At 62.6% G+C, this 24,918-nt stretch carries 24 protein-coding genes; 11 read left to right on the top strand and 13 right to left on the bottom strand.

Annotated elements, in window-relative coordinates:
* The 13 genes from GTP23_RS20830 to GTP23_RS20770 all read right to left on the bottom strand — a co-directional run bounded on the left by GTP23_RS20830 (position 1) and on the right by GTP23_RS20770 (position 12,272).
* A complete protein-coding gene (locus GTP23_RS20830; RefSeq protein WP_161036905.1) occupies positions 1–372 on the bottom strand; it encodes an MSHA biogenesis protein MshK in 372 nt (123 codons plus the stop codon).
* A complete protein-coding gene (locus tag GTP23_RS20825) occupies positions 357–1,034 on the bottom strand; it encodes a type II secretion system protein GspM (RefSeq protein ID WP_161036904.1) in 678 nt (225 codons plus the stop codon). The genes GTP23_RS20830 and GTP23_RS20825 overlap by 16 nt, the downstream gene beginning before the upstream one ends.
* Positions 1,031–1,720, bottom strand: coding sequence for a PilN family protein (locus tag GTP23_RS20820; protein WP_161036903.1), 690 nt, complete (start codon positions 1,718–1,720; stop codon positions 1,031–1,033). The genes GTP23_RS20825 and GTP23_RS20820 overlap by 4 nt, the downstream gene beginning before the upstream one ends.
* A complete protein-coding gene (locus GTP23_RS20815) occupies positions 1,717–2,661 on the bottom strand; it encodes a type IV pilus biogenesis protein PilM (RefSeq protein WP_161036902.1) in 945 nt (314 codons plus the stop codon). The genes GTP23_RS20820 and GTP23_RS20815 overlap by 4 nt, the downstream gene beginning before the upstream one ends.
* 149 nt (positions 2,662–2,810) lie before the next feature.
* Complete coding sequence (locus GTP23_RS20810; RefSeq protein ID WP_161036901.1) at positions 2,811–5,906, bottom strand: DUF6701 domain-containing protein; 3,096 nt, start codon at positions 5,904–5,906, stop codon at positions 2,811–2,813.
* 3 nt (positions 5,907–5,909) lie between these two features.
* Positions 5,910–6,350 carry an agglutinin biogenesis protein MshP gene (locus GTP23_RS20805; RefSeq protein ID WP_161036900.1) on the bottom strand — a complete coding sequence of 147 codons (441 nt, stop codon included), beginning with the start codon at positions 6,348–6,350 and terminating at the stop codon, positions 5,910–5,912.
* Positions 6,347–7,183, bottom strand: a complete 837-nt coding sequence (locus GTP23_RS20800; RefSeq protein WP_161036899.1) for a prepilin-type N-terminal cleavage/methylation domain-containing protein — start codon at positions 7,181–7,183, stop codon at positions 6,347–6,349. Before GTP23_RS20800 ends, GTP23_RS20805 begins: the two co-directional genes overlap by 4 nt.
* On the bottom strand, positions 7,180–7,764 hold the full coding sequence (locus GTP23_RS20795; RefSeq protein WP_161036898.1) for a type II secretion system protein: 585 nt from the start codon (positions 7,762–7,764) through the stop codon (positions 7,180–7,182). Before GTP23_RS20795 ends, GTP23_RS20800 begins: the two co-directional genes overlap by 4 nt.
* Positions 7,754–8,299 (bottom strand): pilus assembly FimT family protein, encoded by a 546-nt coding sequence (locus GTP23_RS20790; protein ID WP_202412291.1) that lies wholly within the window; start codon positions 8,297–8,299, stop codon positions 7,754–7,756. The genes GTP23_RS20795 and GTP23_RS20790 overlap by 11 nt, the downstream gene beginning before the upstream one ends.
* A gap of 25 nt (positions 8,300–8,324) precedes the next feature.
* A complete protein-coding gene (locus GTP23_RS22975; RefSeq protein WP_161036897.1) occupies positions 8,325–8,768 on the bottom strand; it encodes a prepilin-type N-terminal cleavage/methylation domain-containing protein in 444 nt (147 codons plus the stop codon).
* Between the two features lie 51 nt (positions 8,769–8,819).
* Complete coding sequence (locus GTP23_RS20780; protein WP_202412290.1) at positions 8,820–9,329, bottom strand: type II secretion system protein; 510 nt, start codon at positions 9,327–9,329, stop codon at positions 8,820–8,822.
* Entirely contained in the window at positions 9,329–10,564 is a 1,236-nt protein-coding gene (locus tag GTP23_RS20775) for a type II secretion system F family protein (RefSeq protein ID WP_161036896.1), read from the bottom strand. Before GTP23_RS20775 ends, GTP23_RS20780 begins: the two co-directional genes overlap by 1 nt.
* A gap of 1 nt (position 10,565) precedes the next feature.
* On the bottom strand, positions 10,566–12,272 hold the full coding sequence (locus tag GTP23_RS20770) for a GspE/PulE family protein (protein ID WP_161036895.1): 1,707 nt from the start codon (positions 12,270–12,272) through the stop codon (positions 10,566–10,568).
* A 167-nt stretch (positions 12,273–12,439) separates the two neighbouring features.
* On the opposite strand from GTP23_RS20770, the gene GTP23_RS20765 reads away from it, so the two are divergent.
* The 11 genes from GTP23_RS20765 (at position 12,440) to GTP23_RS20715 (ending at position 24,915) form a co-directional block, all read left to right on the top strand.
* Positions 12,440–13,156, top strand: coding sequence for an ABC transporter ATP-binding protein (locus GTP23_RS20765; protein ID WP_161036894.1), 717 nt, complete (start codon positions 12,440–12,442; stop codon positions 13,154–13,156).
* Positions 13,157–13,164: 8 nt separating this feature from the next.
* A complete protein-coding gene (locus tag GTP23_RS20760; RefSeq protein WP_161036893.1) occupies positions 13,165–14,079 on the top strand; it encodes an ExeA family protein in 915 nt (304 codons plus the stop codon).
* A 63-nt stretch (positions 14,080–14,142) separates the two neighbouring features.
* Positions 14,143–16,002: a pilus (MSHA type) biogenesis protein MshL gene (gene mshL / locus GTP23_RS20755; protein ID WP_161036892.1), complete on the top strand. Its 1,860-nt coding sequence runs from the start codon at positions 14,143–14,145 to the stop codon at positions 16,000–16,002.
* A gap of 3 nt (positions 16,003–16,005) precedes the next feature.
* Entirely contained in the window at positions 16,006–17,736 is a 1,731-nt protein-coding gene (locus GTP23_RS20750) for a tetratricopeptide repeat protein (RefSeq protein WP_161036891.1), read from the top strand.
* A 9-nt stretch (positions 17,737–17,745) separates the two neighbouring features.
* Positions 17,746–19,452 carry a GspE/PulE family protein gene (locus GTP23_RS20745; RefSeq protein WP_161036890.1) on the top strand — a complete coding sequence of 569 codons (1,707 nt, stop codon included), beginning with the start codon at positions 17,746–17,748 and terminating at the stop codon, positions 19,450–19,452.
* Complete coding sequence (locus tag GTP23_RS20740) at positions 19,449–20,651, top strand: type II secretion system F family protein (protein ID WP_161036889.1); 1,203 nt, start codon at positions 19,449–19,451, stop codon at positions 20,649–20,651. The genes GTP23_RS20745 and GTP23_RS20740 overlap by 4 nt, the downstream gene beginning before the upstream one ends.
* Before the next feature lie 12 nt (positions 20,652–20,663).
* Positions 20,664–22,235, top strand: coding sequence for a hypothetical protein (locus GTP23_RS20735; protein WP_161036888.1), 1,572 nt, complete (start codon positions 20,664–20,666; stop codon positions 22,233–22,235).
* Positions 22,232–22,939, top strand: coding sequence for a hypothetical protein (locus GTP23_RS20730; RefSeq protein WP_161036887.1), 708 nt, complete (start codon positions 22,232–22,234; stop codon positions 22,937–22,939). Before GTP23_RS20735 ends, GTP23_RS20730 begins: the two co-directional genes overlap by 4 nt.
* Positions 22,936–23,451: a hypothetical protein gene (locus tag GTP23_RS20725; protein ID WP_161036886.1), complete on the top strand. Its 516-nt coding sequence runs from the start codon at positions 22,936–22,938 to the stop codon at positions 23,449–23,451. The genes GTP23_RS20730 and GTP23_RS20725 overlap by 4 nt, the downstream gene beginning before the upstream one ends.
* Complete coding sequence (locus GTP23_RS20720) at positions 23,441–24,148, top strand: prepilin-type N-terminal cleavage/methylation domain-containing protein (RefSeq protein WP_161036885.1); 708 nt, start codon at positions 23,441–23,443, stop codon at positions 24,146–24,148. The genes GTP23_RS20725 and GTP23_RS20720 overlap by 11 nt, the downstream gene beginning before the upstream one ends.
* A complete protein-coding gene (locus tag GTP23_RS20715; protein ID WP_229256212.1) occupies positions 24,145–24,915 on the top strand; it encodes an ABC transporter permease in 771 nt (256 codons plus the stop codon). Before GTP23_RS20720 ends, GTP23_RS20715 begins: the two co-directional genes overlap by 4 nt.
* Positions 24,916–24,918 lie beyond the last annotated feature (3 nt).

The raw sequence follows: 24,918 nt of genomic DNA, 5'->3' as shown, positions 1-24,918 counted from the left end.
TCATCGTTTATTCCCGCTTACCTGCAGGCCACCCGGAGTCTGGGGAAACAGGATCAGGGTTTCCCGCAGTTTGCCACGTCGCAGCACTACCGAATTATCATTGATACGTTCCACGACCGCATCGGCAAATTTGCCGCCCTGCGTCACCGTTACGCCATCGATCACCGCCAGCCGCCGGTTGTTGGGCGCTGCACCGATCAGTATCGATTGCAGACGCGGCGCAGCTGGCGCGCCTTCCATTTCGCCCGCTTGCGCCGAGCCTTCCCCCAGCCCGGCAGGAACGCGGGTCGGGTCCTGCAACTGCTGTGCACCTGCCAGCAAGGGCAAGGCCAGTCCTAGCGCGCCCAGCAGGCGCTTCACAGTGCTATCCATTTCGAATCCAGACTCAGGGTATAGAGCGTCAGGCTCAGCCGCGCGGCGCCGTTACCGCTCGCGTCGAGTACAGCGTCGCCCCAGAACAGCTGTTGCGGCATGGCTTCCAGCGCTTCCAGATAGGTGATCATATCCAGATAACTACCCTGCAATACTACCTGCACGCCATGCCGGTACAACAGCGGCGTGGCGCTGCTGCGCGCATCGCTGCCTTCGTTGGCCTGGAACTGGCCATCGGCCGTGCCTTGCGGCACCAGCGTCTTGAGCGATACCAGGCGCAGTTTGCCGTGGCCATTGACCATCTGTTGCAGCAAGGGCCCCATGCGCTCGGGCGCGACCAGGCCTTTTTGCGCGACGCGTAATTTTTCGCGCAGAGCTGCACTGTCCGCCTGTACCGTGGCCAGCTTGCGGCGCAGCTCCTGATCTGGGTCACGTCTGGAGGCCGCTGCCATCTGGGCCAGTTCCGAATCGATGGCGCTGGTCTGCTGGCTTTGCTGCTCTAGCGTATCGCGCAGCACGGCATTCTGGCGGTACAGCGGCTCCAGTCCCAGCTGGTAGCCCAGATACACCAGCAGCAGCACCAGACACAGGGTACCGAGCAGCCGCTCGCGCAAGCTCAGCGCCATCAGCCAGGTGTCGAATTTCTTCCAGTTGGCCATCATGGTTGCACCGCCTTGCTGCCAGCTACGTCGGCCGTCGACTGCAGACTGAACTCGATAAACCGTGGCGCTGCCGCACGGGCCGGGGCTTGCACGCCCCCCGCCGCCACGTCGGCTTCAGCTGTAGCGCTGGCACTGCTGGCCGGCTCGTGCAGATCGAGCTGGGCGAATTTCTTACCCCGTAATACCGCCTCGCCCGACAGGCCGGCCAGGTATGGCGGCAGCAAGCCGGGTTTCAGCGCCCGCCCCTGCAGGCCTATGCTGTCGCCATTGCCCACGATTTGCACCCCGGTCAGCCACAGGCCGTCGCTGGTACGGCGTGCCAGTGCACGGAAATACGGCGAATAGCCATGCACGGCGCCGCTATGGCCCTGGTCGAGCAAGCCTGCCACTTTCTGCAGATTGGCCAGCGTAGTGCTGGCCTGATCGACTTCCTGCTGCAGCGCTTCACTCTTGCGCGGCGCCACGAAGGCGGCCGTCGCCGCCGTTTTGCTGGCCAGGCGTGCGTCCAGTTCAGCCTGAACCTTCTGCGCCTGCGCTCTGGTCTCGCCGAGCTGGCTTTTCGCCAATGCGGTGAACACGCCCAGCGCCAGCACGGTAGTCAGCACTACCCCCAGCACCACCGGCGTGGTGGCATAGTTCTTCTGCGGTTCGAAGGCGACGTTGTAGAGATTGATCTGCTGGCTCATGCCGCCACCTCCGCCGTGCGCAGTGCAGCGCCGATGGCACGCAGATAGCCGGCCTGCTGATCCAGCTGCTGCAGATCGGGCACGTCGTCCAGGTTAAGCACACTGGCCAGATCGAGCTGCTCCACCGGCAGATAAAGATTGGCGGCCAGATAGTTGCGCAGCTCGCCATTTCCGATCGGGGTCAGCACCAGCTTGGCAATGGTCACAAACGAGAATTGCCGCTCGAAGTGATCCAGCGAGCGCTGCAATTCCAGCGTGATACGGTCATGCAGATGCTGCAGACGGTCGGCGTCCGTTTCGAGCAGCTGGCCCAAGGTGATATCCATGCGCCGTGCCAGATACAGCTCGCCATTGAAGCTCACCGTCAGCAAGCCGCCGTCCGTATAGAAGGACAGCATGGCCACGCCGCGCCCCTCCGGCTCCAGCAAGGCCGAAATATTCCGCTGCGCCATCTCGTCGATATCGATGGCATCGAGCGCCACCTTGTTCTCCCAGAAGATCTGCTGGTGCGGCGCCAGAATGCTGTTGCGTGCCACCACGGCATAGGCCTGCGAGTTGTGCATATTGCTGTTCTGCGGCGGTGGCAGCATGGCCAAATCGAGAGTGGCTTCTTCGAGCGGGAAATCGATCATGTCCTTCACGCGCCAGCCCAGCGCGGCCTTCATTTCCGCCGCCGGCACATTCGGTGCCTCCACCAGCAGTAACTGATAGGCACCGCTGCCGAGCAAGGTAGTGCAGTGGTAGTTGGCAGCATGCAGGTCACGCGCCACGCGGAACAGTATCGTGCCCGGATAGCCGCCGGGTGCTGTATAGGTCTGGGCCAGCTGTACGCGCGGCTGGCTGCCGCTGCGCCGTTCGATGGCGACAGCCTGCACCCCGTCCGCCGTCAGCACCAGTGCCAGCCAGCCGCTCTTGTTACCTGCTTTTCCGAATAAACGCATCCGAGGTTCTCAAATGATTAGGTGCTGCTTTCAATAATCGCCACACATCCTTGATTATATTCAAGTTTCATGGCCAGGTTGCCGCATTTTTAGGACTAGGTGCAAGTTCGATTACTTTCTATCACCAGACGGAACAAAATGAGGCTGATTCAATACACTTCCCGCAAGAAGATCACCGGACTGCGGTAAACACCGAATGTCACGCGCCCTTGCGTCGTTGGCAGCCAGCCAGGCCCGTTGACTTTCACATCCGCAGCGCTCTTGGCGCTGCTCGTTCCCGCTTTCAGGCTGGTGGTGGCGCTACCGCTGCTCATGGTCAGCACGGCCGCAGCACCGCTGGCCAGTGTGGGACAGGACACCAGACCGCAGTTGGAATACTGCAAGGCACTGGCCAGCGTAAGACTGGTGCTGCTATCGCTGGGATTGGCGCGCCAGGAATAGCTGGTCACACCGCTGCGGCTGGTGGCACCGTAATACTGGGCCGACAGTTGCAGCGGCACCGGCAGCAGCGACGAGCCATAGGCATTCGGCACCAGCAACCGGCCGGCCACCACCGCCACACCGCCCTCCTCGGCATTGCTGCGCAAGGAAGTTACGCCATCGCTGCTGCTGCCGGTTTCGCTGGCGCGGATGTACACCATGGTCGGTGGCACCCAGTTCCTGGCATAGGGTGCACTGGCCACATACGGATTCGGCAGCGTGTAGACGGGATGGGTGCTGGCCGTGCCATCAACAAAGCTTGCCGCTGTGACGCTGTTGGCCGTCAGTGCCGCGCCGCTGGGACTGGCTGGCGGATTGGGCGTGGTGGTGCTGCCGGGCGCGCTAAAGGCGCTCAGCAGCACGGGCCGCGCCAGCGCACCGCGATAGTTCTTGGTGGTACCGTTCTGCACGTTCTGCGCTACCACCTGCAGGTCGAGCGGCTGGCCCGAATAAGCCATGCCATCGACGTTGGCCGGACAACTCATGCCGTTCGGATCGCACACCATGGGCGCATTCATGACGGTCTTGAAATGATCTGGAACAAATCGTCCTACGTTGACAGCCTCGGCCTGTATATTGCCCGTGCCCAGATAACCAGCGCTAAGCACCGGAGTCAATTCCAGCACACCCACATCGGCATAGGAAAACGCCGCACCGCTAGCCAACCCGCCGCTAAATGCACCAAAACTGCCGCTGAATGCCAGCGGAGCCTCCGGATCAGCCCCGGTGTCAACCATATCGTTCAGTCGCGCCCCCGTACTGTCCGTGGCAGGCCGCGCCAGCAGCGAAACCTGGATGGGACTGGTTTCCTTGCCGAAGTTCGGTGCCAGCCCACCGCCATACAACAGCGCCTGCACGCTCATGGAAAAATTAGTCCCCGCTGCGAGGAATTCGGGATCGCTGACGCTGGCCGGATTGCGCGCCTTGTTACCGGCCGGTGGCACCAGCAACAGCCGCTCCGGACGCTCGACAAAAGCACTGCTGGTACCCAGCCGTGCCGAGCTATCGCTGACCAGGAATTCGATACGGCCCACATCTGCATACTGGAAGAGGTAGTAATCCGCGGAACTGGCCGTGCCGCCATCGAATACCACGTCGTTCAGGCTGGTCCAGTAGGCAGAGTTTGGACCCGGCAAGGCCCCCGAGCGCGAGCACAACTGTAGTGTGACCTTGCTACCGTGGTTCTTGGTAAACGTCGCCCGTATACCTGCATCCTGGATCGGGTCATAACAGGCCAGCGCATATTTGAGCTTGATCGTCGTGTCATTACTGGCCACCGCCGTCGGCACGTTCGATATCAGATAGGTCAGATACATCGGTATCTGGTCATTGCCCAGATTCTGCTGGGCGTTGAAGTCGATCAGCTTGCAAGTCTGGGCAGGATCGCCGAACGGCAGTCCGTTGAGGCAAACACTATCGGTAAAACCATAGGTCGGCGCAATCGTCGCAACCCCCACCGATGTACTGACGGTGGAAGTATCGTTGCCATCGTAATAGTCATACAGCGGCCCGCTGACGGTAGCGCTATTCGTGATCAGGCCTGATGCCGCTGCGGCCGCCGTCACGCGCAAGGTAATCGTCGGCAGGCTGGCGCCCGCTGCCGCGGTGGCGGAATACAGGCAGGTGACCGTCTGGTCGATATTGCTGCAAGCCCAGCCGGTGCCACTGGCACTGACAAAGACCAGCGAGGACGGCAGCACATCCACCACCTTGATGGGGCCGCCCTCGGCCATAGGCCCGTTATTCACCACATTGATCAGGTAATTGCTGGCCTGCGAAGGCTGTAGCGGCGTCTGCAGCGTCATCGACACACCATGATCGGTGGCCGGCACATTGGGCGCAGCGATCACTTCGGCGTTGAGCAGCACCAGATCCTGCCCCGCCTGATAATCGCTGCGCGCCTGCGTCTGGCCTGCCTGTATCACGGGCGAGGCCACCGTGTAGGCGTCGAAATCGATACCGTAGGAAGCGGAATCATTATTGATGTTACTGGCCGAATTAAACTGGTTACCAGACGGGTTCATGGTATCGGTGACTTCCACGCCGTTATAGCGCAGAATTTCGCCCCCGCCCGACAGGGTGTTATCCCCTTCCCACGTAATGTGACCGATGCGCCCCGTCGCGCTACCTAGCGGTGACGGAATCTTGAAGTTAGCCAGCGTCAGCGTCTGGCTGGAATACTGCATGTACTGGAAGCCTTCATAGATGTTCAGCACGCGGAATGGCTGGCTGGCGAGCGAATAAACTACCAGCAACTGGAAGCCACCCAGCACGGTCTGATTATTGCAGTACGGGCTACCTGATGTAATGCTCAGGCCACCTACCGTGTAAGTGGCATTGCCCTTGGCCTTGACCTGCGTGGTAACGTCGGCTGCGCCGGCAAAGAAATCCAGCTGTATGGGAGACGAAACAAAGCTGCGGTTGGCGGGTGCCGTGACGCTGACACCATCGAAACTCACCGTATAGTCGGGGGTAGAGCTGGAACCGGCCCAGTACAGCTGCGCGTTAAGGATAGTGGCGCCAGCCGGCACACCGTTCAGCACCATATTCATGGTGCCCGTGTTGACGCTGCAGGGGTCGACGGTATTGTCTTTGGTCCGCATGGACTTCTGCGTACCGGTAAAGCTCACATTGCCGGCAAAACTCTTGAACAGCTTGATCGGCGTATCGGCCAGCGCACTGCCCGCCAGCAGCATGCCCAGCAGCAGCAAGGTGCGGCGTAGCCAGTTCGTCAGCAGCAGAGGAAGATAGGCGATCGGCATCATGATTCAGAATTGCACAGTGACCGTGCGCTGCACGTAATCAGGATTATTACTGAACGCCACGCCGCTCGGGCAGGCACCTGACTGGGGCATATTACAGGCCGTGGCAGTGATCGTCACCTGATCCAGACTGGTGCCCATGCCCGGCGTAGAGACCACACTGCACAGCACCGTCACCGTCATGCCCGACAGCGAGCCGCCCGGCACAAACGAACGGCTGGCCACGCAACTGCCATTGATCTGCTTCTGGTACAAGCCGTATTCGACACCGGCGCGCGCGGCCTCGTAGGCGCGCGATGACAGCAGGTCTATGGCTACCGTGGTCTGCTGCGAGGTACTCAGCACCATCACGGCCACTGCCAGCGTGGTCAGCACCACCACCAGAAATAAGGCTGTCACGATGGAAAAGCCGCGCTGGGCGGAGCGTATCAGGCTAGGCAGCATCATGGCGTATTATCCACGTGAACTTGCCGGCTCAGGCTGACATTCTCGCCATTCGGTGCCGTCAGGGTCAGCGTCATGCCTACCAGCGCCGCATTGGTGTTGGCCAGTACCGTGTAGTCGAAAGCGCAGCCGGAGATTTTTTTTGCCAACAAGGCCGGCGTGCCATATGGCGGTGCACCCAGGCCACTAGGGCCGAAGATCGACGTACTGTAGTTGCGGGTCAGCGTGCCGCCCCCGCCCGCCACCGGCGCACAGACATAGGTCACCGTGCCCGTCACCACCTGGAAGCGGTTGGTAGGCGAAGGCATGCTGGGCGAGGCCGTGGCAAACGGATTGCTCGCCAGCGTCACCCGCGTGCCGGAGACCGACGCCACGCGGGCGATATTTCCCCCCGTGTAGGCATCGGCCGGTGCCGCGCCGATATTGAACACCACGATGTAATCATTGGCCAGTATCTGCTGACGTCCGCTCGGTGCGGCGCCGGCAATGTCGAAGGACAGGCTGGCGCTCGGGCTGAAATCGAGCGGCAGCAGAGTAGCAGGTGGCGCATCACTGACATCGACATAGCGGCCACCGGTTTTCACGATCAGAAATTGCAGCATCTTGCGGTCCGCCGAAACATAGACGCTGTTCGGCAGCGCCAGACGCACATCGCGGGCCAGCCGCCGCAAGGCCAGGTCGGCGATATCGGACAGTTCGGCGCGGGCCGCCGTATCCACATAGCTCTGTACCGGACTGCGCAGAAAAATTGCCACCATGCCCGCCAGTATGCCGGTAATCACGATCACGATGATCAGCTCAACCAGCGTGAAACCCTGCATTCTGCTGCGCTTCATATCGACCTCGGCGCATAGCGGGTACGGTAGCCATCCAGCACCACCGAATAACCGCCCGGATAACTGACGGCCACGGTAATGCGCAGGACATTCATATTCGCCGGGGTGGCATCGGCGCTAATCTGCGCGCCGGCCGGTCCCAGAGCGCTGTCGGGATTGATGGTTACCGTGGCGCTATAACCATTCGGAAAATTGTTACCGGCCGCATCCGTTGAATAGGTCATGGGCGTGCCGAAGGCCAGTACATAATCGTTGACATTGTCGTAGGGACGGCTGTTGCCGGCTTCCGGCCCGACGCCCTCGGCCACCGTGCAACTAGCCGGGCTGGTGGTGCTGGGGCTTTCGGCAACCGGATCATTGCCGTCGCAATAGCTGAAGTGGGCCAGACGCACCTCTTCCAGCAGTCCTTCGGCGATAGCCAGCGCCTGCTTGCGCAGCATGGGATCAGGGCTATTGCGGGCGCTGCTGCTCAGTGCCTGCAGCACGCCCAGCACGGCGATACTGACTATGACGATGAACATCACCAGCTCGACCAGTCCGAAGCCGCGTTCGCTCCCTCGGCGTGGAGGATTAATAGACATAGCCGGTTTCCGCCGCCACCGTGACATTATGGGTACTGCCATCACCGGTCAGCGATAGCACCAGGGTTGAGAAGGTAGAAGTCAGCGTAGGCGGTGTATTCGTCACCAGGAAGGGTTTGCCGGTCGGGTCGAAATAGAAGCTGGTGCCGCCGGTGAGCGTGAGGCCGCCGGGCACGCCGGCACAGGCGCGGTTCTGCGTGCTGCCACACAGGCTGACCGTACTGGCGCTGCCATCGTTGATACCGGCGGGTGCGATCGCGTAAATGAGATAGAACGCATCATAGGCCAGCACGATACCGCTGCCATTCACCCGCACATACACGTTGCGCCCCTGGGAGATGGCGATTTTCTGGCCATACCGCAGCATGGCCTTCAGCTGCTCGGTATAGGATGCCGCGTCGAAACCCTTGCGCTCGAAAAAGCGCGGCACCGCCATACCGCCCAGCACGGCCAGCACGATAATCACCATCACCAGCTCGACCATGGTAAAGCCGCGTACACGCATCGCGGCGGGCAGCGCTTTCAACTGCTTCATCACGCCATCCCGCCCCGCAGGCCGATCAGCAGTCCGTCGCGGCTACCGCCATCGTAACAGCGCCCGTGGTAGGAGCGTAGGTCAGCTTGCAGCTGGCATGGCCGCTGTCCGGAGTCACCTCGCCCGAAGTGGTGAAGTTGGTGGTGACATAGTCACCCAGCTGCACGGCCGCCAGCATACCGTTAGCACTGAGGTCAGGATAACCCGTGGCATTGACGACCACGCCATCATAGGTGCCTGCCACCGAACCGGCCGCGAGGTAACGGCCATGATACATATTGGCGGCGCTCAAGATAGCAGCACGGGCACCCTGCATTTTAGCGATACGGGCATCCGTGCCCAGACTGGCAAACTTCGGCACTGCCGTTGCCGCCAGTATGCCGAGAATGACGATGACCACGATCAGTTCGATCAGCGTGAAACCGCCCTGCTGCGCAGCGAAACTGCGACGTGCTGCTGGAATATGCATGTGATTCTCCATACCTAACTATTAAAAACAACTTTTAGGTCCTAGCCTTCGTTAAGGCTGGGTCCGACAATTGGTTACTTCTATCAGCTCCACGCCAGTCGGTCTGACTGGCCTTTGCTCGGCATTGGCATTTTTTTCGGGCAAGCGCTGCAATTCTACTCTGAAACATATATTCCTAGCAGCACTATTTAAGCTAGTTTCTTGATTGTCTCTCACATAAACCAGCTGCTTCTGCACCACATCGAAATACCAGCTACCCGGCGCCAGACCGCGTGCCTGCGCGGCTTGCAGCTCGCCCGCATAGCGGCTGGGCGGATGTTCCAGCCATTCGACGGGATTGGCACCGGCCAGCGCGGCGATCTGATCTTCTGCGCCGCGCGCCCGCAAAGCTAGCACTTTGCCATTCAGTGCCGTGCGTAAATTGATCTGTATCGCTTGTACCACAGCCTGCTCACCAGCCTGCTGGTAGAAACCCATGCGCTGCAAGGCCACCGCCAGCACCAGTGCGAACACGATGACGGCGATGGCGAACTCGAACAGGCTGTGGCCGCGCTGGCGCATCAGTGCGGTATCGCCACTTTGCCCAGATCCCAGATCGGCACGAAAATACCCAGTGCCAGTACCAGCACCAGTACGCCGAGGAAGGTAATCAGGATGGGTTCGATCTGCGCCGCCAGCGTCTTCAGTTCATAGTCGACTTCGCGCTCGTACATCTGGGCGATTTCCTCCATCAGTTCATCGAGCGAACCGGACTCTTCGCCCACCGCTATCATCTGGATCACCACCGGGGTGAACACTTTGGACGCTATCGCCGTGCGCAATATGCTGTCGCCCCTTTCCACGCTATCGCGCATGCGCTCCACCCGCTTGCTCAGGTAAGTGTTATCGACCGTCTGCGACACCACCGTCAAAGCTTGTACGATGGGCACACCGCTGCGACTGGACAAGGCGTAACTGCGCGCAAAGCGGGCCAGCGTGGCTTTCTGGATAATCTTGCCGGCAATCGGAAACTTCAGCTTAAAGCGATCCCATCTGTAGCGGCCATCCCGGGTGCGTATCCAGCCACGCAGCGCGATCAGCCCTGTCACGCTCAGGAACAGCAACTGCATCCAGTAATCCACCGTGAAGCGCGAACCGCCTATCAGCAGGCGCGTCATCAGTGGCAGCTCGGCATGGAAACTCTCGAATACTTTGACGAACTGGGGAATCACGAAGATATTCACCACCACCACTGCCAGCAGCATGGCGACGATCACAAAGATAGGGTAGCGCGTGGCGCTCTTCACGCGGGCGCGCATTTCGCGCTCGAACTCCATATGATCGAATAGCCGCAGGAACACTTCTTCCAGCCGGCCCGTCATTTCGCCCACCCGTACCATGGACAGATAGAATTCGCTGAATACCTTGGGATGGCGCCGCATCGCCACCGATAGCTCGCGGCCCGCATCGAGCGATTCGCGCAAGTCCTTAATGACGGCGCCGAAGCTGGGATTGATGGCCGATTCCTGCAAGCCTGCCAGCCCGCGCATGATGGGCACGCCGGATTTGAGCAGCGTGTAGATCTGGCGGCTGAACAGCTGCACATCCATGGGCTTGACGGGGCGGGAAAACAGGCGCTTCACCCCATTGCCCCCCTGCTCCTTATTGCTGGCACCGCCGCGCGTCAGCGTAATCTGCACAGGGATGGCGCCGGCGCTACTGAGCTGGTTGGCCACGGCGCCGCTGTCGGCGCCTTCCATCACGCCCTGCAGCAGCTCGCCACGCGCATTGCGCGCCTTGTAGGAGAAATATGGCACCTCAATCCTCGCTCTGGTTGCTGACGCGCATGGCTTCGGCCACCGTGGTCCTACCCTGGATTACCAGCGAGACGGCATGCCGGCGCAAGGTTTCGCCGGCCATCTGGGCCGCCGCCTTGGTGAGGAAATAGGCCGGATCGGGGTTGTTGGCTGCATCGACCACTTCGCGCGTCATTTCCAGCAGTTCATACACGCCGGTACGGCCACGGTAGCCCATGCCGTTGCAATGCGAACAGCCCTTGCCATGGAAATAGCGCGCCATATCGACTTTATCGTTAAGCTCCATGCGCAGCCATTCGCGCTCGGGCGCCGTCAGTTCGTACGGCGTGGTGCAGCTTTCGCAGATCACCCGCACCAGACGCTGGGCCAGCACAGCCTGCAGCGAACTGCCCACCATGTAGCGCGGCACCCCCATATCCATCAGCCGCAGCGGGGTACTGGCCGCATCGTTGGTGTGCAGGGTGGATAGCACCAGGTGACCCGTCATGGCGGCACGCAGGCCGATCTGGGCGGTTTCCTGATCGCGCATCTCGCCCACCAGCACGATATCGGGATCCTGCCGCAGCGCCGAGCGCAGCACGCGGGCAAAACTCAGTTCGATCTTGTCGTTGACCTGCACCTGATTAATCCCCGGCAGCCGGTATTCCACCGGATCTTCTACCGTGATCAGCTTTTTCTCCACCGAATTCAGCTCGGACAGCGCGCTATACAGCGTGGTGGTCTTGCCGCTACCGGTAGGCCCGGTCACCAGCACCAGCCCGTTGGGGCGCTGGACTATGGCACGGAACTTCTCCACCATGGCGCGCGGCATGCCGATACTATCGAGACGCAAGCTGGTACTGCCCTGACTGAGCAGACGCATCACCACCGATTCGCCGTACTGGGTGGGCATGGTGGAAATACGCACGTCGATACGCTGGTTCTTCACGCGCACGGCAAAACGGCCGTCCTGCGGCAGACGTTTCTCCGAAATATCCAGATCGGACATCAGCTTCAGGCGCAGCGCCAGTGCCGGCGCGATACGGATATCGGCTTCCGTCTGCAGGTGCAGCAGGCCGTCGATACGGAAGCGGATCTGCAGACGGGCTTCCTGCGGTTCGATGTGGATGTCCGAAGCGCGCACCTGGGCCGCATCGTCGAACACCGATTGCAGCAGCTTGACCACGGGCGCTTCTTCCAGATTGGCATTGGCGGCCGCCAGTGCACCGAAGTCGACCGAAGCATCGCCCAGATCCTGCTCCAGCTCGCGCGCCAGATCGGAAATATCTTCCGTGCGGCGGTAGATGCGGTCGATCGCGGCCAGCACTTCCGTTTCGTTGACCACAGCCAGTTCCAGCGGCTGCTTGAGGATGCGGCTGATTTCGTCGTAAGCAAACAGATCGGTCGGGTCGGACATCCCCACCAGCAGCGAGCCACGGCGGTCTTCCAGCACCAGCGTACGGAAACGGCGCGCCTGGGTTTCCGGCAGCAGCCGCACCACTTCGGGATTAACGTTGAAGAATTTCAGGTTGAGGTAGGGAATGCTGAGCTGACGCGCCAGTGCACCGGCGATCTGTTCTTCGGTGACATAACCATTCTCGATGAATACGCGACCCAGCTTGCGCCCGCTGCGCTGCTGTTCGGCCAGCGCTGCCGTCAGTTGCTCTTCCGTGAGCAGCTTCTGCTGCACCAGTATTTCACCCAGACGTACTTTCTCTGGTCTTGCCATTCCTGATCCTCACTCTCTGCACAGCACATCAACTTGCGGCAATTCTAAGGCAGAAAGCGGGCCTTGAGCGGTTTTCAATGCGCCTGAGTCACAAGATATCGCATTCCTGGCACGAATGCGCTACAGTGACGGACGTTTTCCCGTCCTACGCACCCAGCCACCCACTCATGACGCTTCCAGCCCTGCGCTTCCAGCAAGTTGAAATACGCTATGGCGCAACGCCCGTCCTGCAAGGCCTGGATCTGCAGGTGGAAGCGGGCGAATGTCTGGCGCTGGTGGGACTGAACGGTGCAGGCAAAACCAGCCTGATCAAATGCCTGCTGGACTTCATCCGGCCCGATGGTGGCCGCATCGAAATCTTTGGCCAGCCGCATGACCAGCCCGCCAGCCGTAGCGCGCTAGGCTTTCTGCCGGAAAGCTTCATCCCGCCCTACTACCTCAAAGGCGCCGAATTCCTGCGCTATGTGCTCAGCCTGCAAGGTCTGGACTACCATGCGGAACAGGTGCACGCCATGCTGGCAGCGCTCGATCTGGCGCCCGCCGCGCTGGAGCAGACGGTGCGCCAGTATTCCAAGGGCATGACGCAGAAACTGGGACTGGCCGCCTGTTTGCTGGCGCCCAAGGCCCTGTATGTGCTTGACGAGCCCATGAGCGGCCTCGATCCGCGCGCCCATGCCCTGCTGCGCCAGCAGCTGGCCGCCCTGCGTGCACGCGGCAGCACGCTGTTCTTGACCTCCCACAATCTGGCCGATGTGGAAATGCTGTGCGACCGGCTGGCCATCCTGCACGCCGGCCAGATCCGCTTTATCGGCACGCCGGCCCAGTGCCGCGCCCAATACGGCACGGCCACACTGGAACAGGCCTTCCTCGCCTGTATAGAATAGCGGCCACCATGTACGTCTCCCACTTCAGGCTGCGCGAAGCACCGTTCGGCATCACGCCCAATCCGGCATTTTTCTATCCGGGCAATACCCGCGGCGATATCCTGCAAGCCTTGCTGTATGCCGTCTGCCATGGCGAAGGCATCATCAAGGTGACGGGCGAAGTGGGCGCCGGCAAGACCATGCTGTGCCGCATGCTCGAGAGCCAGCTGCCGGCCCATATCGATGTGATCTATCTGGTCAATCCGAATCTTGATGCGGAACAGGTGCAATATGCCATCGCCGCCGAACTGGGGCTGGCCGGCCACGGCTTGCGGGTCGATGAAATCCAGCGCGCCCTGCATGCCGACCTGATACAGCGCCATAGCCGTGGCCGCCAGGTAGTGCTGCTGGTGGAAGAAGCCCAGGCCATGCCGCTGGCCACGCTGGAAGCCATCCGCCTGCTGACCAATCTGGAAACGGCGCACCGCAAGCTGCTGCAGATCGTGCTGTTCGGCCAGCCCGAACTGGACCAGCATCTGGCCCTGAACAGCATGCGCCAGCTGCGCGAACGCATCACCCACAGTTTCATCGTGCCGGCCCTGCCGGCCGAACTGCTCGATGAATTCCTGGCCTGCCGCCTGCAGGCGGCCGGGCATGACGGCACGACCCTGTTCAGCCCGCAGGCACGGCGGCTGATTGCGCGTGATTCGGAAGGCATCATCCGCCGCATCAATATTCTGGCCGACAAGGCCCTGTTGGCAGCCTATGCGGCCGACGCCAGCGTGGTGCAGGCACGTCACGCGCGCCAGGCCATACGCGAAGCGGGTTTCCAGCGCCATGCCCGCCAGCGCCCGTGGTGGCCGGCTGTTGCATGGGCAGGCGCCATCGTGCTGCTTATTTGGGCAATTTCAAGTGCTGTCCTTGCAGCACGGGGCAATTTGTAAGATCATGCTGTCTATATTGCAAATATACAATATCCTGCACTCCTTCCGGGCCGGAAAGAAACAATGAAAAAACTCGCCACTCCCATCGTCCCCATGGTGTGCAGCGTGTTGCTGAGCGCATGCGCAAGCCATACCCTGGCGCCATCGCCCACCCACATCGCTGAAGCGCCCCGTCCTGCCGGCGCCATACCCGAGCCGGTGCAGCAGAGCGCTGCACTGCCGCCGCCCGGTGCCACCGCAAAGGTCGAAACGTATAGCGTGACGGTGCACAAGGTGCCGGTGGAGTCGCTGCTGTTCGCGCTGGCGCGCGATGCCGGACTGAATGTGGACATCCATCCCGGCATCGAAGGCGTGGTGACGCTGAATGCACTGGACCAGACGCTGCCGCAACTGCTGAGCCGCATCCAGCGCCAGGTCGATATGCGCTACGAAATCCATGGCGACACCCTGACCGTGCTGCCGGACACGCCGGAATGGCGCAACTACAAGGTCGATTACGTCAACATCGCGCGCAGCACCAGCAGCAGCGTGAATATCGCCACCCAGATTTCCACCACCGGCGGCGGCAGCGGCGCCTCCAATCCGGTCGGCGCTACCAGCGCGGCCAGCACCAGCAGCAGCTCGGGCAGCGGCCAGAGCAGCTCGGCCATCAGCAATAACAACAACGGTGCCAACGGCAACGGCAGTAATAACTCGACCACCGTCGTCAACAACCGTTCGGACAATAATTTCTGGTACAGCCTGGAAAAGAATATCCGCGACATGCTGCGCAACTCCAATCTGGCCGACAGCAATCCCGACCCATTGGCCGCGCTGAATCAGGCTGGTGCGAACACTCCCGGCGCCCAGCCCGCGACGGCACCGGCCGCCAGCAGCTTCGATGCGGCGGCCTTTGGCGGCAACAAGGCCAGCAACAAGAACAGCACCTCCGTCATCGTCAATGCCGAGGGCGGCCTGATCGCCGTGCGCGCAACGGCGCGCCAGCACGAGAAAATCCGCGAATTCCTCGACATCGTACTTGGCGCCGCCAAGCGCCAGGTGCTGATCGAAGCGACCATCATCGAAGTGCGGCTGGGCGACCAGTACCAGCAAGGCATCAACTGGTCCTCGCTGTCCAAGAGCGGCCTCAAGCTGACCCAGGGACAGGTGGGCACGGCTGCCCTGCCCAGCAATATCAATCCCGGCACCAGCCCCGGCGTGTTCGTGCTCAACTACACCAACCCCACTAGCCGACTGGGCAATATCGCTTCCACCATCCAGCTGCTGGAATCGTTCGGCAAGGTCAAAGTGCTGTCCAGCCCGAAAATCAGCGTACTGAACAACCAGACCGCCTTGCTGAAAGTAGTGGACAACAATGTCTTCTTCTCGATCAAGGTCACCCCGGCCGTGCTGGGCGTGAACGGCACGCCGACTTCGCCCGCTACCTACGAATCCAAGCTGGAAACCGTGCCCGTGGGCTTCGTCATGAGCGTCACGCCGCAGATTTCCGAAAGCGACGAAGTGACGCTGAATGTGCGCCCGACCATCACCCGCATCGTCGGCTACGTGCAGGACCCGAATCCGGCACTGGGTACGGTGGTCAGCAAGGTGCCCGTGATCCAGGCGCGCGAACTGGAATCGCTGATGAAAGTATCGAGCGGCCAGATCGCCGTGATGGGCGGCCTGATGCAGGATTCCGTCGACAACGCCAAGGACGGCATCCCCGGCCTGAGCAGCGTGCCCGTGCTGGGCAATCTGTTCTCCTACCGTAACGAGAACGCCAGCAAGACGGAACTGGTCATCTTCATGCGCCCCGTGGTGGTGAAAGATGCCAGCGTCAACGGCGACTACAAGGATTACCGCTACATGCTGCCCGGTAGCACGCCCGACACCGCAGCTTACGGCGAGGCCGCAGCACCCGCCGTGACCGTCAAGGGGAACTAGATCATGAGTCTATTGATGCAGGCGCTCAAGAAAGCCGAGCGCGCCCAGCAGAATTCCGCCGGCCATGAAGAACTGGACAAACCGTCGCAGGAATTCGACGAGATTCTGGCGCTCACGCCGGAGCCCGCGCTGCCCGCCAGCATGAGTGCTGCCAGCACGCGACAGGAACCGAGTCTGAGTCTGGAACCCATGGCCGGCCTCAGCCTGGAGCCTATGACGTCCCATCCGGCCAGCGTGACGGATAGCGCCGGTACGGCTGTCAGCGACAATGCCGCAGCAGCGGGCGCTGCGCCGGCCGCCTTCGCCACCGCGCCAGTGACGCCCACCAGCACCCAAGGTCTGGACTTTCCCGCCGCTGGTAGCAGCGCTGCAACCACGGCGACGCCGGCTGCCGATGCGGACACTAGCATGGAGAACGCCGCCGCAGCTGACTATGCAGGCTTGAACATGGATAGAGCGCCAGCGGCAGCAGCCCGGCCTCCCGCCGCCACGACCACCAGCAAAGCCGCTGCGGATGCGGCAGCAACAGCTTCTGCGTCGGCAGCGAGAACTGCAGCAGCAGGCAGCGCTAGTGCAGCACGCTCCAGCCAGCAGGCAGGCACAGGCGCACGCGAAGCGACTGCCGGAGCGGCCGCGCGTGCACCTGCCGACAGCATGCACAGCGAAAAAACCGAAGCGCCGCGCGGCACGGCGCGCACCCGCGCCCGCGCGGTTGCCGCCAGCAACCCTGAGCACGGTGGCATCGATCCCGAGCGCCTGCGCCTGTTTGGCCTGATCGGCCTGCTGGTGCTAATACTTGCCGGTTTCGGCTATTACTACTGGCAAGCTGTGATGGCGCCCGGTGCCGGCGCGCGTCTGCCGCCCGTCCCCATGCCGCCACCCGGCGCAACGGGTGCCACACCAGCCCAGGTGGTCAGCGCACCAGCGCGCAGCAGCGAAGCCGCACCGCCAGCGGAAGATGGTGCACTGCTGCCGTCCGCGCCCAAAACCACGGGCCAGCGCGATGAACTGGAACGCCGCCTGACCCAGGCTGAACAGCAACTGGCCGCCACCCAGCAGGCCCTGCAGGCACAGCTCAGCGCGCCGCAGCCTGCCAGCCTGCCACCGCTGGCCGCGCCGGAAAGCAGCGACATCCGCGTAGCGCGCGGGCAGAAATCGGAACCGCTGGCAGCCGCACTGGGCAGCGCGTATCAGACGCTCAACACGGGCGAACTGGCCAGTGCGCGCCAGCAGTACGAAGCCGTGCTGCAGCAGGATGGCAATAATCACGATGCGCTGCTGGCTCTGGCCAGCATCGCCAGCCGTGAGCAGCAGCCTGCGCAGGCGGCCAGCTACTATCTGCGCTTGCTCGAACTCGACCCGCGCGACGGGGCCGCCATCGCCGGCATGGTCGGCCTGCGTCAGGGCGATCCGGCCCAGAACGAAGTGCGGCTGAAAGGCATCCTGGCCAGCAATCCCGAGGCGGCGCCCGTGCATTTCGCGCTGGGCAATCTGTACGCCCAGCAGGGCCGCTGGCAGGACGCCCAGCAAGCCTACTTCCGTGCCTACAGCGCCGCCCCCACCAACCCCGACTATGCCTACAATCTGGCGATCGGGCTGGACCGTTTGAATCAGGGCAAGCTGGCGCAGACTTACTACCAGCGCGCACTGGCGCTGGCACAGGATACGGCGGCCGCCTTCGACCGCAGCGCGCTGCGCAAACGACTGCAGGAACTGGGCGCCAGCGCCCGCTAGAACGACACCATGGCTGAACAGGCAAAACTTCCACTTGGCAAACTGCTGATCCAGAAAGGGGTCATCAGCGAAGACCAGCTGCGCATTGCGCTGATCGAACAGAAACGCAGCAATGAGCCGCTGGGCAAGCTGCTGATCACGCTGGGCTTCGTGACCGAAGCCACGGTGCGCATGGCGCTGTCGGAAAACCTCAACCAGCAGAGTGCCGACCTGACCAGTCTGGTGGTCGATGCGATTGCCCTCAAGCTGATCCCCAAGGAAGTGGCCAAGCGCTACCGCGTGTTCCCTATCGTCTACGAGCGCGCGACCGACAATCTGATCCTGGCCATGTCCGACACCAGCAACATCGTCGCGCTGGACCAGATCAGCGCCATGCTGGTCAAGGGCATTACCATCAGCCCCCTGCTGGTGAACGAATCGGATATCAGCCGCGCCATCGACCAGTACTACGGTTTCGAACTGTCGATCGACGGCATCCTGCATGAAATCGAAACGGGCGAAGTCAATTACGCCAGTCTGGGCACTACCTCGGACGAGTACAGCCAGCCCATGGTGCGCCTGATCGATGCGATTCTGGCCGACGCGGTGCAAAATGGCGCGTCCGACCTGCACTTCGAGCCCGAGCAATCGTTCCTGCGCATACGCTACCGCATCGACGGCATCCTGCGCCAGATCCGCAGCCTGCACAAGTCCTACTGGCCGGCCATGGCCGTGCGCCTGAAAGTGATTTCGAATATGAACATCGCCGAGACGCGGGCGCCGCAGGATGGCCGCATCTCGATCAAGTTCTCCGGCCGCCAGATCGACTTCCGCGCCTCGGCCCAGCCCACCACCCACGGCGAAAACTTCGTGCTGCGCGTACTGGACCGGCAGAAAGGCATAGTCCCGCTGGACGGTCTGGGCCTCGGTGAAACGGAACTGGACCTGCTGAAGCTGATGATCGCCCGTCCCGACGGTGTGATCCTCGTGACAGGCCCGACCGGCTCGGGCAAGACCACCACGCTGTACTCCATCCTCAACCATATCAATACGGAGAGCGTTAACATCATGACGCTGGAGGACCCGGTCGAGTATCCGATGAATATGATACGCCAGACCTCCGTCAACGAATCGGCCAAGATGGGCTTTGCCGAAGGCATACGCTCGATGATGCGGCAGGACCCCGACATCATTCTGGTGGGTGAAATCCGCGACAAGGAAACCGCGGAAATGGCCTTTGCTGCCGCCATGACGGGCCATCAGGTGTATTCCACCCTGCACACCAATTCCGCCGTGGGCTCGGTGTCGCGCCTGCTCGATATCGGCATCGTGCCCGACATCATGGCCGGCAACATCATCGGCATCGTCGCCCAGCGTCTGGTGCGCAAGCTGTGCACCGAATGCCGCGCACCGCACGAAGCGGACGAAGTGGAACGCCGCCTGCTCGACCTGCCCGAAGGCGCCGGCCCGCAGACCCTGTACCACGCAGTGGGCTGCCCCCATTGCGCCCATCAGGGCTACAAGGGCCGTATCGCCATCATGGAACTGCTGAAAATGACGCCGGCCATCGACGAGCTGATCGCACGCCGCGCCTCCACCCGCGAGCTGCGCAATGCGGCCAATGCCGAAGGCTTCCACAGCCTGATCGACGACGGCCTGCGCCGTGTACTGGACGGCATTACCACGCTGGAAGAAGTGGGCCGCGTGGTCGACCTGACCGAGCGCCTGAGCCGATGACCCAGTTCTACTACCGCGCCATGGATGCGTCCGGCCATATCCAGCCCGGCAATATGGACGCTGCCAACGAGCCTGATCTGGAACTGCGCCTGCACCGCATGGGGCTGGACCTGATCGATTGCCGCGCTTCGCGCACCCGGGTGGTGGCGCTCAAGCGCGTGATCAAGCGCCACGACCTGATCAACTTCTGCTTCCACATGGAGCAGCTGACCGGTGCCGGCGTGCCCATACTGGAAGGCTTGAACGATCTGCGCGACAGCATAGACCACCCGCGCTTCCGCGAAATGATTACCGGACTGATAGAGAATATCGAAGGCGGCCAGCAACTGTCGGCAGCGCTGGCGGCCTACCCGGAAGTGTTCGACCTGACCTTCACCAGCCTGATCACGGCGGGCGAACAGAGCGGCAAGCTGGCGGAAGTGTTCAAAAACCTGTCGGAAAGCCTGAAGTGGCAGGACGAACTGGCTTCCCAGACCAAGAAGATCGTGATGTATCCGGCCGCCGTCGGCACTTTCGTGGTGGGCGTGACCTTCTTCCTGATGATCTATCTGGTGCCGCAGCTGACTGCCTTCGTCAAGAATATGGGCAACACCCTGCCGCTGCACACCAGGGCGCTGATCTGGCTCTCCAATGTGTTCATCAACTACTGGTATGTGCTGATCGGCCTGCCGCTGGCCGGCTATTTCGGTGGCCGGGCCTGGCTGGCGCACAGCGAAGCGGCGCGCTTCCGCGCTGATGGTTTCAAGCTGCGCATCTGGCTGATCGGCCCCGTGCTGCACAAGATCATACTGGCCCGCTTCGCCACCTTCTTCGCCATGATGTATGCATCCGGGATTACCATACTCGAGTGCATCCACCTGTCCGAAGGCATAGTCGGCAACCGCGTGATCGCGGCCGGCCTGCGCCGCGCCGCCCAGCTGATTTCGGAAGGCCATGGCATCACGGCCGCGTTCCAGCAGACCGGCATCTTCCCGCCGCTGGTGATCCGCATGCTGAAGGTGGGCGAAGCCACCGGCGCGCTCGATGGCGCGCTGCGCAATGTCAGCTATTTCTACAACCGCGAGGTCAAGGAAATGATAGAAAAAGTACAGTCCATGATAGAACCGGCCATGACGGTGATACTGGGCGTACTGGTGGGCTGGATCATGCTGTCCGTGATGGGCCCGATTTACGACACGATCAGCAAGATCCGCACCTGAGGCTGACGTGCTATGAGCAAACATCTTTTCTACCTGAGCAGCGAACAGCTGGCCGCCTACCAGTGGCAGGGCGGCCGTCTGAGCGGCGGCAGCGTGTTCAGCCACGATGCCGACGGCATAGCACGCTTCATGGACTACCTCGACAGCCAGCCGCTGATGCCGGCCCTGCTGCTGACCGATCTGGTCGAGGAAGACTTCCAGCGCATCAACGTACCGCATGTGGGTGGCATGGGCGGACGCAAGCTGCTGCAGCGCCGCCTGCAGCAGCAATACCGCGAAACGCCTTACCGCCACTACGAAATCCAGGGCCGCATGGCCGATGGCCGGCGCGACGATATGGTGCTGCTGGCCGCGCTGACCAATCCCGCCAGCGTGCAGCCATGGCTGGATGCGCTGGACCAGTTGCAGATTCCGCTGGCCGGGCTGTACTCGACCACTCTGCTCAGTACCGCGCTGGTGCACAAGCTGGGCCTGCGCGACGAGCACCTGCTGCTGCTGACCCAGCAAACGGGCGGCTGGCGCCAGAGCTATTTCCAGAACGGCCAGCTGAAGTTTTCCCGTCTGACGGCCGCCATCAACCGCGATGGCCAGCCCATCGATCTGGGCACGGAAACCGCCAAGACCCAGCAGTTCCTCACCAGCGTGCGCCTGATGGGGCGCGGCAATGTGCTGCATGCGGTGGTGATCGCGCCCGTGGCCAGCACACCGGTGCTGGAAGGCCAGTGCGAAGACGGGCCGGAGACTTCGTTCCGTTTCCTTGCGCTGCGCCATGTGGCCACCCGGCTGCGGCTGCGCAGCGACGAGCTGCAGGTGAATGAACTGGCCGCCCAGCTGGCCGACCCCATGCTGCTGACGCTGCTGGCACGCCAGCACGGCATCCGCCAGTATCCGCTGGGCAGCGTACGGCGCCACTTCAAGCTGTGGCGCATCCGCCGCGTACTCTACTGGGGTAGCGCCGCACTGGGCACGGCCAGCCTGCTGTGGATGGGCGCCAACCTGTGGCAGGCGCGCGATGCCCAGCAGCAGAGCGGCACGCTGATGGCCGAAGCGGCCAGCTACGACCAGCGCTACCGCAGCGTGATGGCGGCCATGCCGCCTAGCGTGACCAGCACCGCCAATATGCGCGCTGCCGTCAATGTGGAGCGCATGCTGGGCACCCAGGCGCCGGCACCGCTGGAGATGGCGGCCATGGTCAGCGCCGCACTGGAACAGACGCCGCAGATCCGTCTGCTGCAACTGGACTGGAAAGCCATGCAGGGTGATGGCGCCACGCCGCCCGCGCCCACTCAGGGCGATGGCCGCCAGGCTGCACCGATTTCGTCGGCCTTGCTGGGCATTCCCACCAAGCCGGCCCAGAGCCTGCTGCTGGAAGCGGAAATTCTGGGTGACCAGGATGACTACCGTGCCGCCGTCGACCATATGAACCGCTTTGCCCAGCAACTGGCCAGCAACCCGCGCCTCACCGTGGCCATCGACAAGCCGCCGCTGGACACCCGTTCCTCCGTCAAGCTCAGCGCCAAAGCGGGGCCGGCCAGCGAAGATGCCCACGCGCGCTTCTCCCTGATACTGGTGTGGAAACCATGAGCAGCCTGCCCCATAGCCCTAGCGGCCGCCGCGCCGCACCGCGCCCCCTGCCCCTGCCTTACTGGCTGGCCGAGTTCGGCCGCATCCGTAGCGCCGTGCTGACCGCGCTGGCCTGTCTGCTGCTCAGCACAGGCGCCTTACAGCTCAGCCACTGGCGCCTGAACAGCGCAGAAGACCGGCTGCAGCTGGCCCAGCGCACGCGCGATGCGGCCTACACGCGCTATGCCCACGTCGACAATGAAAAGCGCGATATCCGCAACTTCCAGCCGCGCTTTGTCGAGTTGCGCACGCGCGGCCTGATCGGTGCGGAAAAACGTATCGAATGGGTAGACGCCATCCGTCAGGTGCAGGAACAGCGCCGCCTGCTGCCGTTGAGCTACGAAGTCGAACCACAGCAGACCGTACAGCTGGCCGGCGCACTCGATCTGGGCGATTACCAGCTGCAAAGCAGCCGCATGCATCTGCACATGGACTTGCTGCACGAAATGGATTTATTCAACTTCCTCACCGACCTGCACCAGCGCGCCTTTTTCGCTGTGCAGAGCTGTAATATCAAGCGGCTGGCACGGGCGGTCGGCGCGCAGGGCGGCCCCACGCTGGGTGCGGACTGCACGCTGAACTGGGTCACACTGGGCACGCCGGCCAAAGCGCCAGCGGGTAATGCCAGCGCTGCGGCCAGCCCTGCCAGCAAGGAGACACCATGATGCCGCACCTCACTGCGGCAGCCCCGCACCTCAGCGCGCCACTGTGGCGGCGACCGTCGATGCTGCTGGCGGCGCTGCTGGCCATGCTCGTGGCTGTAGCACCTGATGCCGGCGCACAGCATCTGGGCCGGCTGTTCGCCACCCCGGCCGAGCGCGACGCCATGGAAGCCCAGCGCGGCGCCAGCACGGCACCGGCCGGAGTTGTCATGCCGCCGCCCGGCGTACCAGCCATGCCAGCCGATCCTAACCAGGCGATGGCAGGCAATCCTGCTGCCGCGCCCGCCGCCGCTGCACCCGTCACCCTGCTGATGGGCGGCAGCATGCGCAGCAGTTCGGGCCGCAGCACTGTCTGGCTCAACAACGTGCCGCAGAACGATGGGCTCAACCGCTTCAGCAACTCCGGCAAAGCCGACCTCTCCGTCACGCTGCCGTCCGGCCAGCGCATTGTCCTCAAGCCGGGCCAGCGCTACGACCTGTCGGCCGCCAGGGTGAAGGACGTCAATGAACCGTAAATCCCTGCAGCGCCAGCGCGGCTTTACGCTGGTCGAAATCGCCATCGTGCTGCTGATTGTCGGCCTGCTCATAGGCGGCATGATCGCGCCCCTCAGTTCACAGCTGGAACAGAAAAAAACTGCCGACACCCGGCTGGCCATGGAAGAGGCGCGCGAAGCCCTGTTCGGCTTCGCCCTGCGCAATGGCTATCTGCCCTGTCCGGCCATTTCGGCGACCAATGGACTGGAAGACCGCACCGGCAGCGCCTGCAACAAGCGCTACGGCCTGCTGCCCTGGGCCACGCTGGGGGTAGGCCGGCTGGATGGCTGGAACCGCATCCTCGGCTATAGCGTCACGCCGGCCTTCAGCGACAGCGTGGTGCTGTTCACGCTGAAAACCCCGCGCGATATCACCATCGCCACGCGTGACGCCAGCGGCCGCCTGCAGCCTCTCACGGAAAGCAACGACATACCGGCCGCGCTGATTTCCTTCGGCAAAAATGGCTATGGCGCGTTTAGCGACCAGAACACCCGCCTGAATGATCTGGGTGCCGGCAATGACGATGAAAAACTCAATCTGCAAAGCGGCATGGCACTGATCAGCCGCGACCCTAGCGAGGACCCGCGCGCCAGCGGCGGCAGCTTCGACGACATCATCCTGTGGATTTCGCCGAACATCCTCTACAACCGTATGGTGGCGGCCCAGCGCCTGCCATGATGGCCATGCACGCCAGCTGCACCATTGCCCGCTATACCGTACTGGAAGCCCTGCGCAACCGCTGGCTGTGGCTGCTGCTGGGGCTGACGCTGGCCGCCATCGGTCTGAGCAGCCTGCTCGATGCCATGGCCCTGACGGAAAGCCGCCAGCTGCAGATCAGCCTGCTGTCCAGCCTGCTACGTCTGGCCAGCGTGTTCCTGCTCACCACTTTCGTCATCAGCAGCATGGCGCGTGAAGCGGCCGATAAAGGCCAGCAATGGCTGCTGGCACAGGCCTACCCGCGCGCCACCTATCTGGCCGGCAAGCTACTCGGCTATGCCGTGCTGGCCCTGCTGCCGGTGCTGCTGTGCGGCCTGCTGGCCTGCTGCTATGCGCCCCCGCTGCAAGCAGGTGCATGGGCGCTGGCTCTGCTGTGCGAATGCTGGATCATGCTGGCTTTCGCCGTGCTGTGCATGGTCGGCCTGCAGCAGATACCGGCCGCACTGGCGGCCTGCAGCGGCTTCTACCTGCTGGCGCGCAGCATAGGCACGCTGCAGCTGCTGGCCCATGGCAGCCGTCCCGATGGCAGCCAGGGCAGCGCCGCCGGCCTGCTGTTCGACCTGCTGGGCACGCTGTTGCCCCATCTCGACCGCTATGCCCGCAGCGACTGGCTGGTCTACGGCGGTGCCAGCCTGCACGATCTGGCTGCCATGCTGCTGCAAACCGTCCTGTTCCTCGCCCTGCTGATACTGGCCGCTCTATACGACCTGTACCGCAAAGCCATCTAGCTG

Source organism: Duganella fentianensis (assembly GCF_009857835.1).
Classification (GTDB): domain Bacteria; phylum Pseudomonadota; class Gammaproteobacteria; order Burkholderiales; family Burkholderiaceae_D; genus Rugamonas; species Rugamonas fentianensis.
The sequence above is the reverse complement of the archived record's forward strand: the minus strand, read 5'-3'. Positions and strand labels throughout refer to the sequence as shown.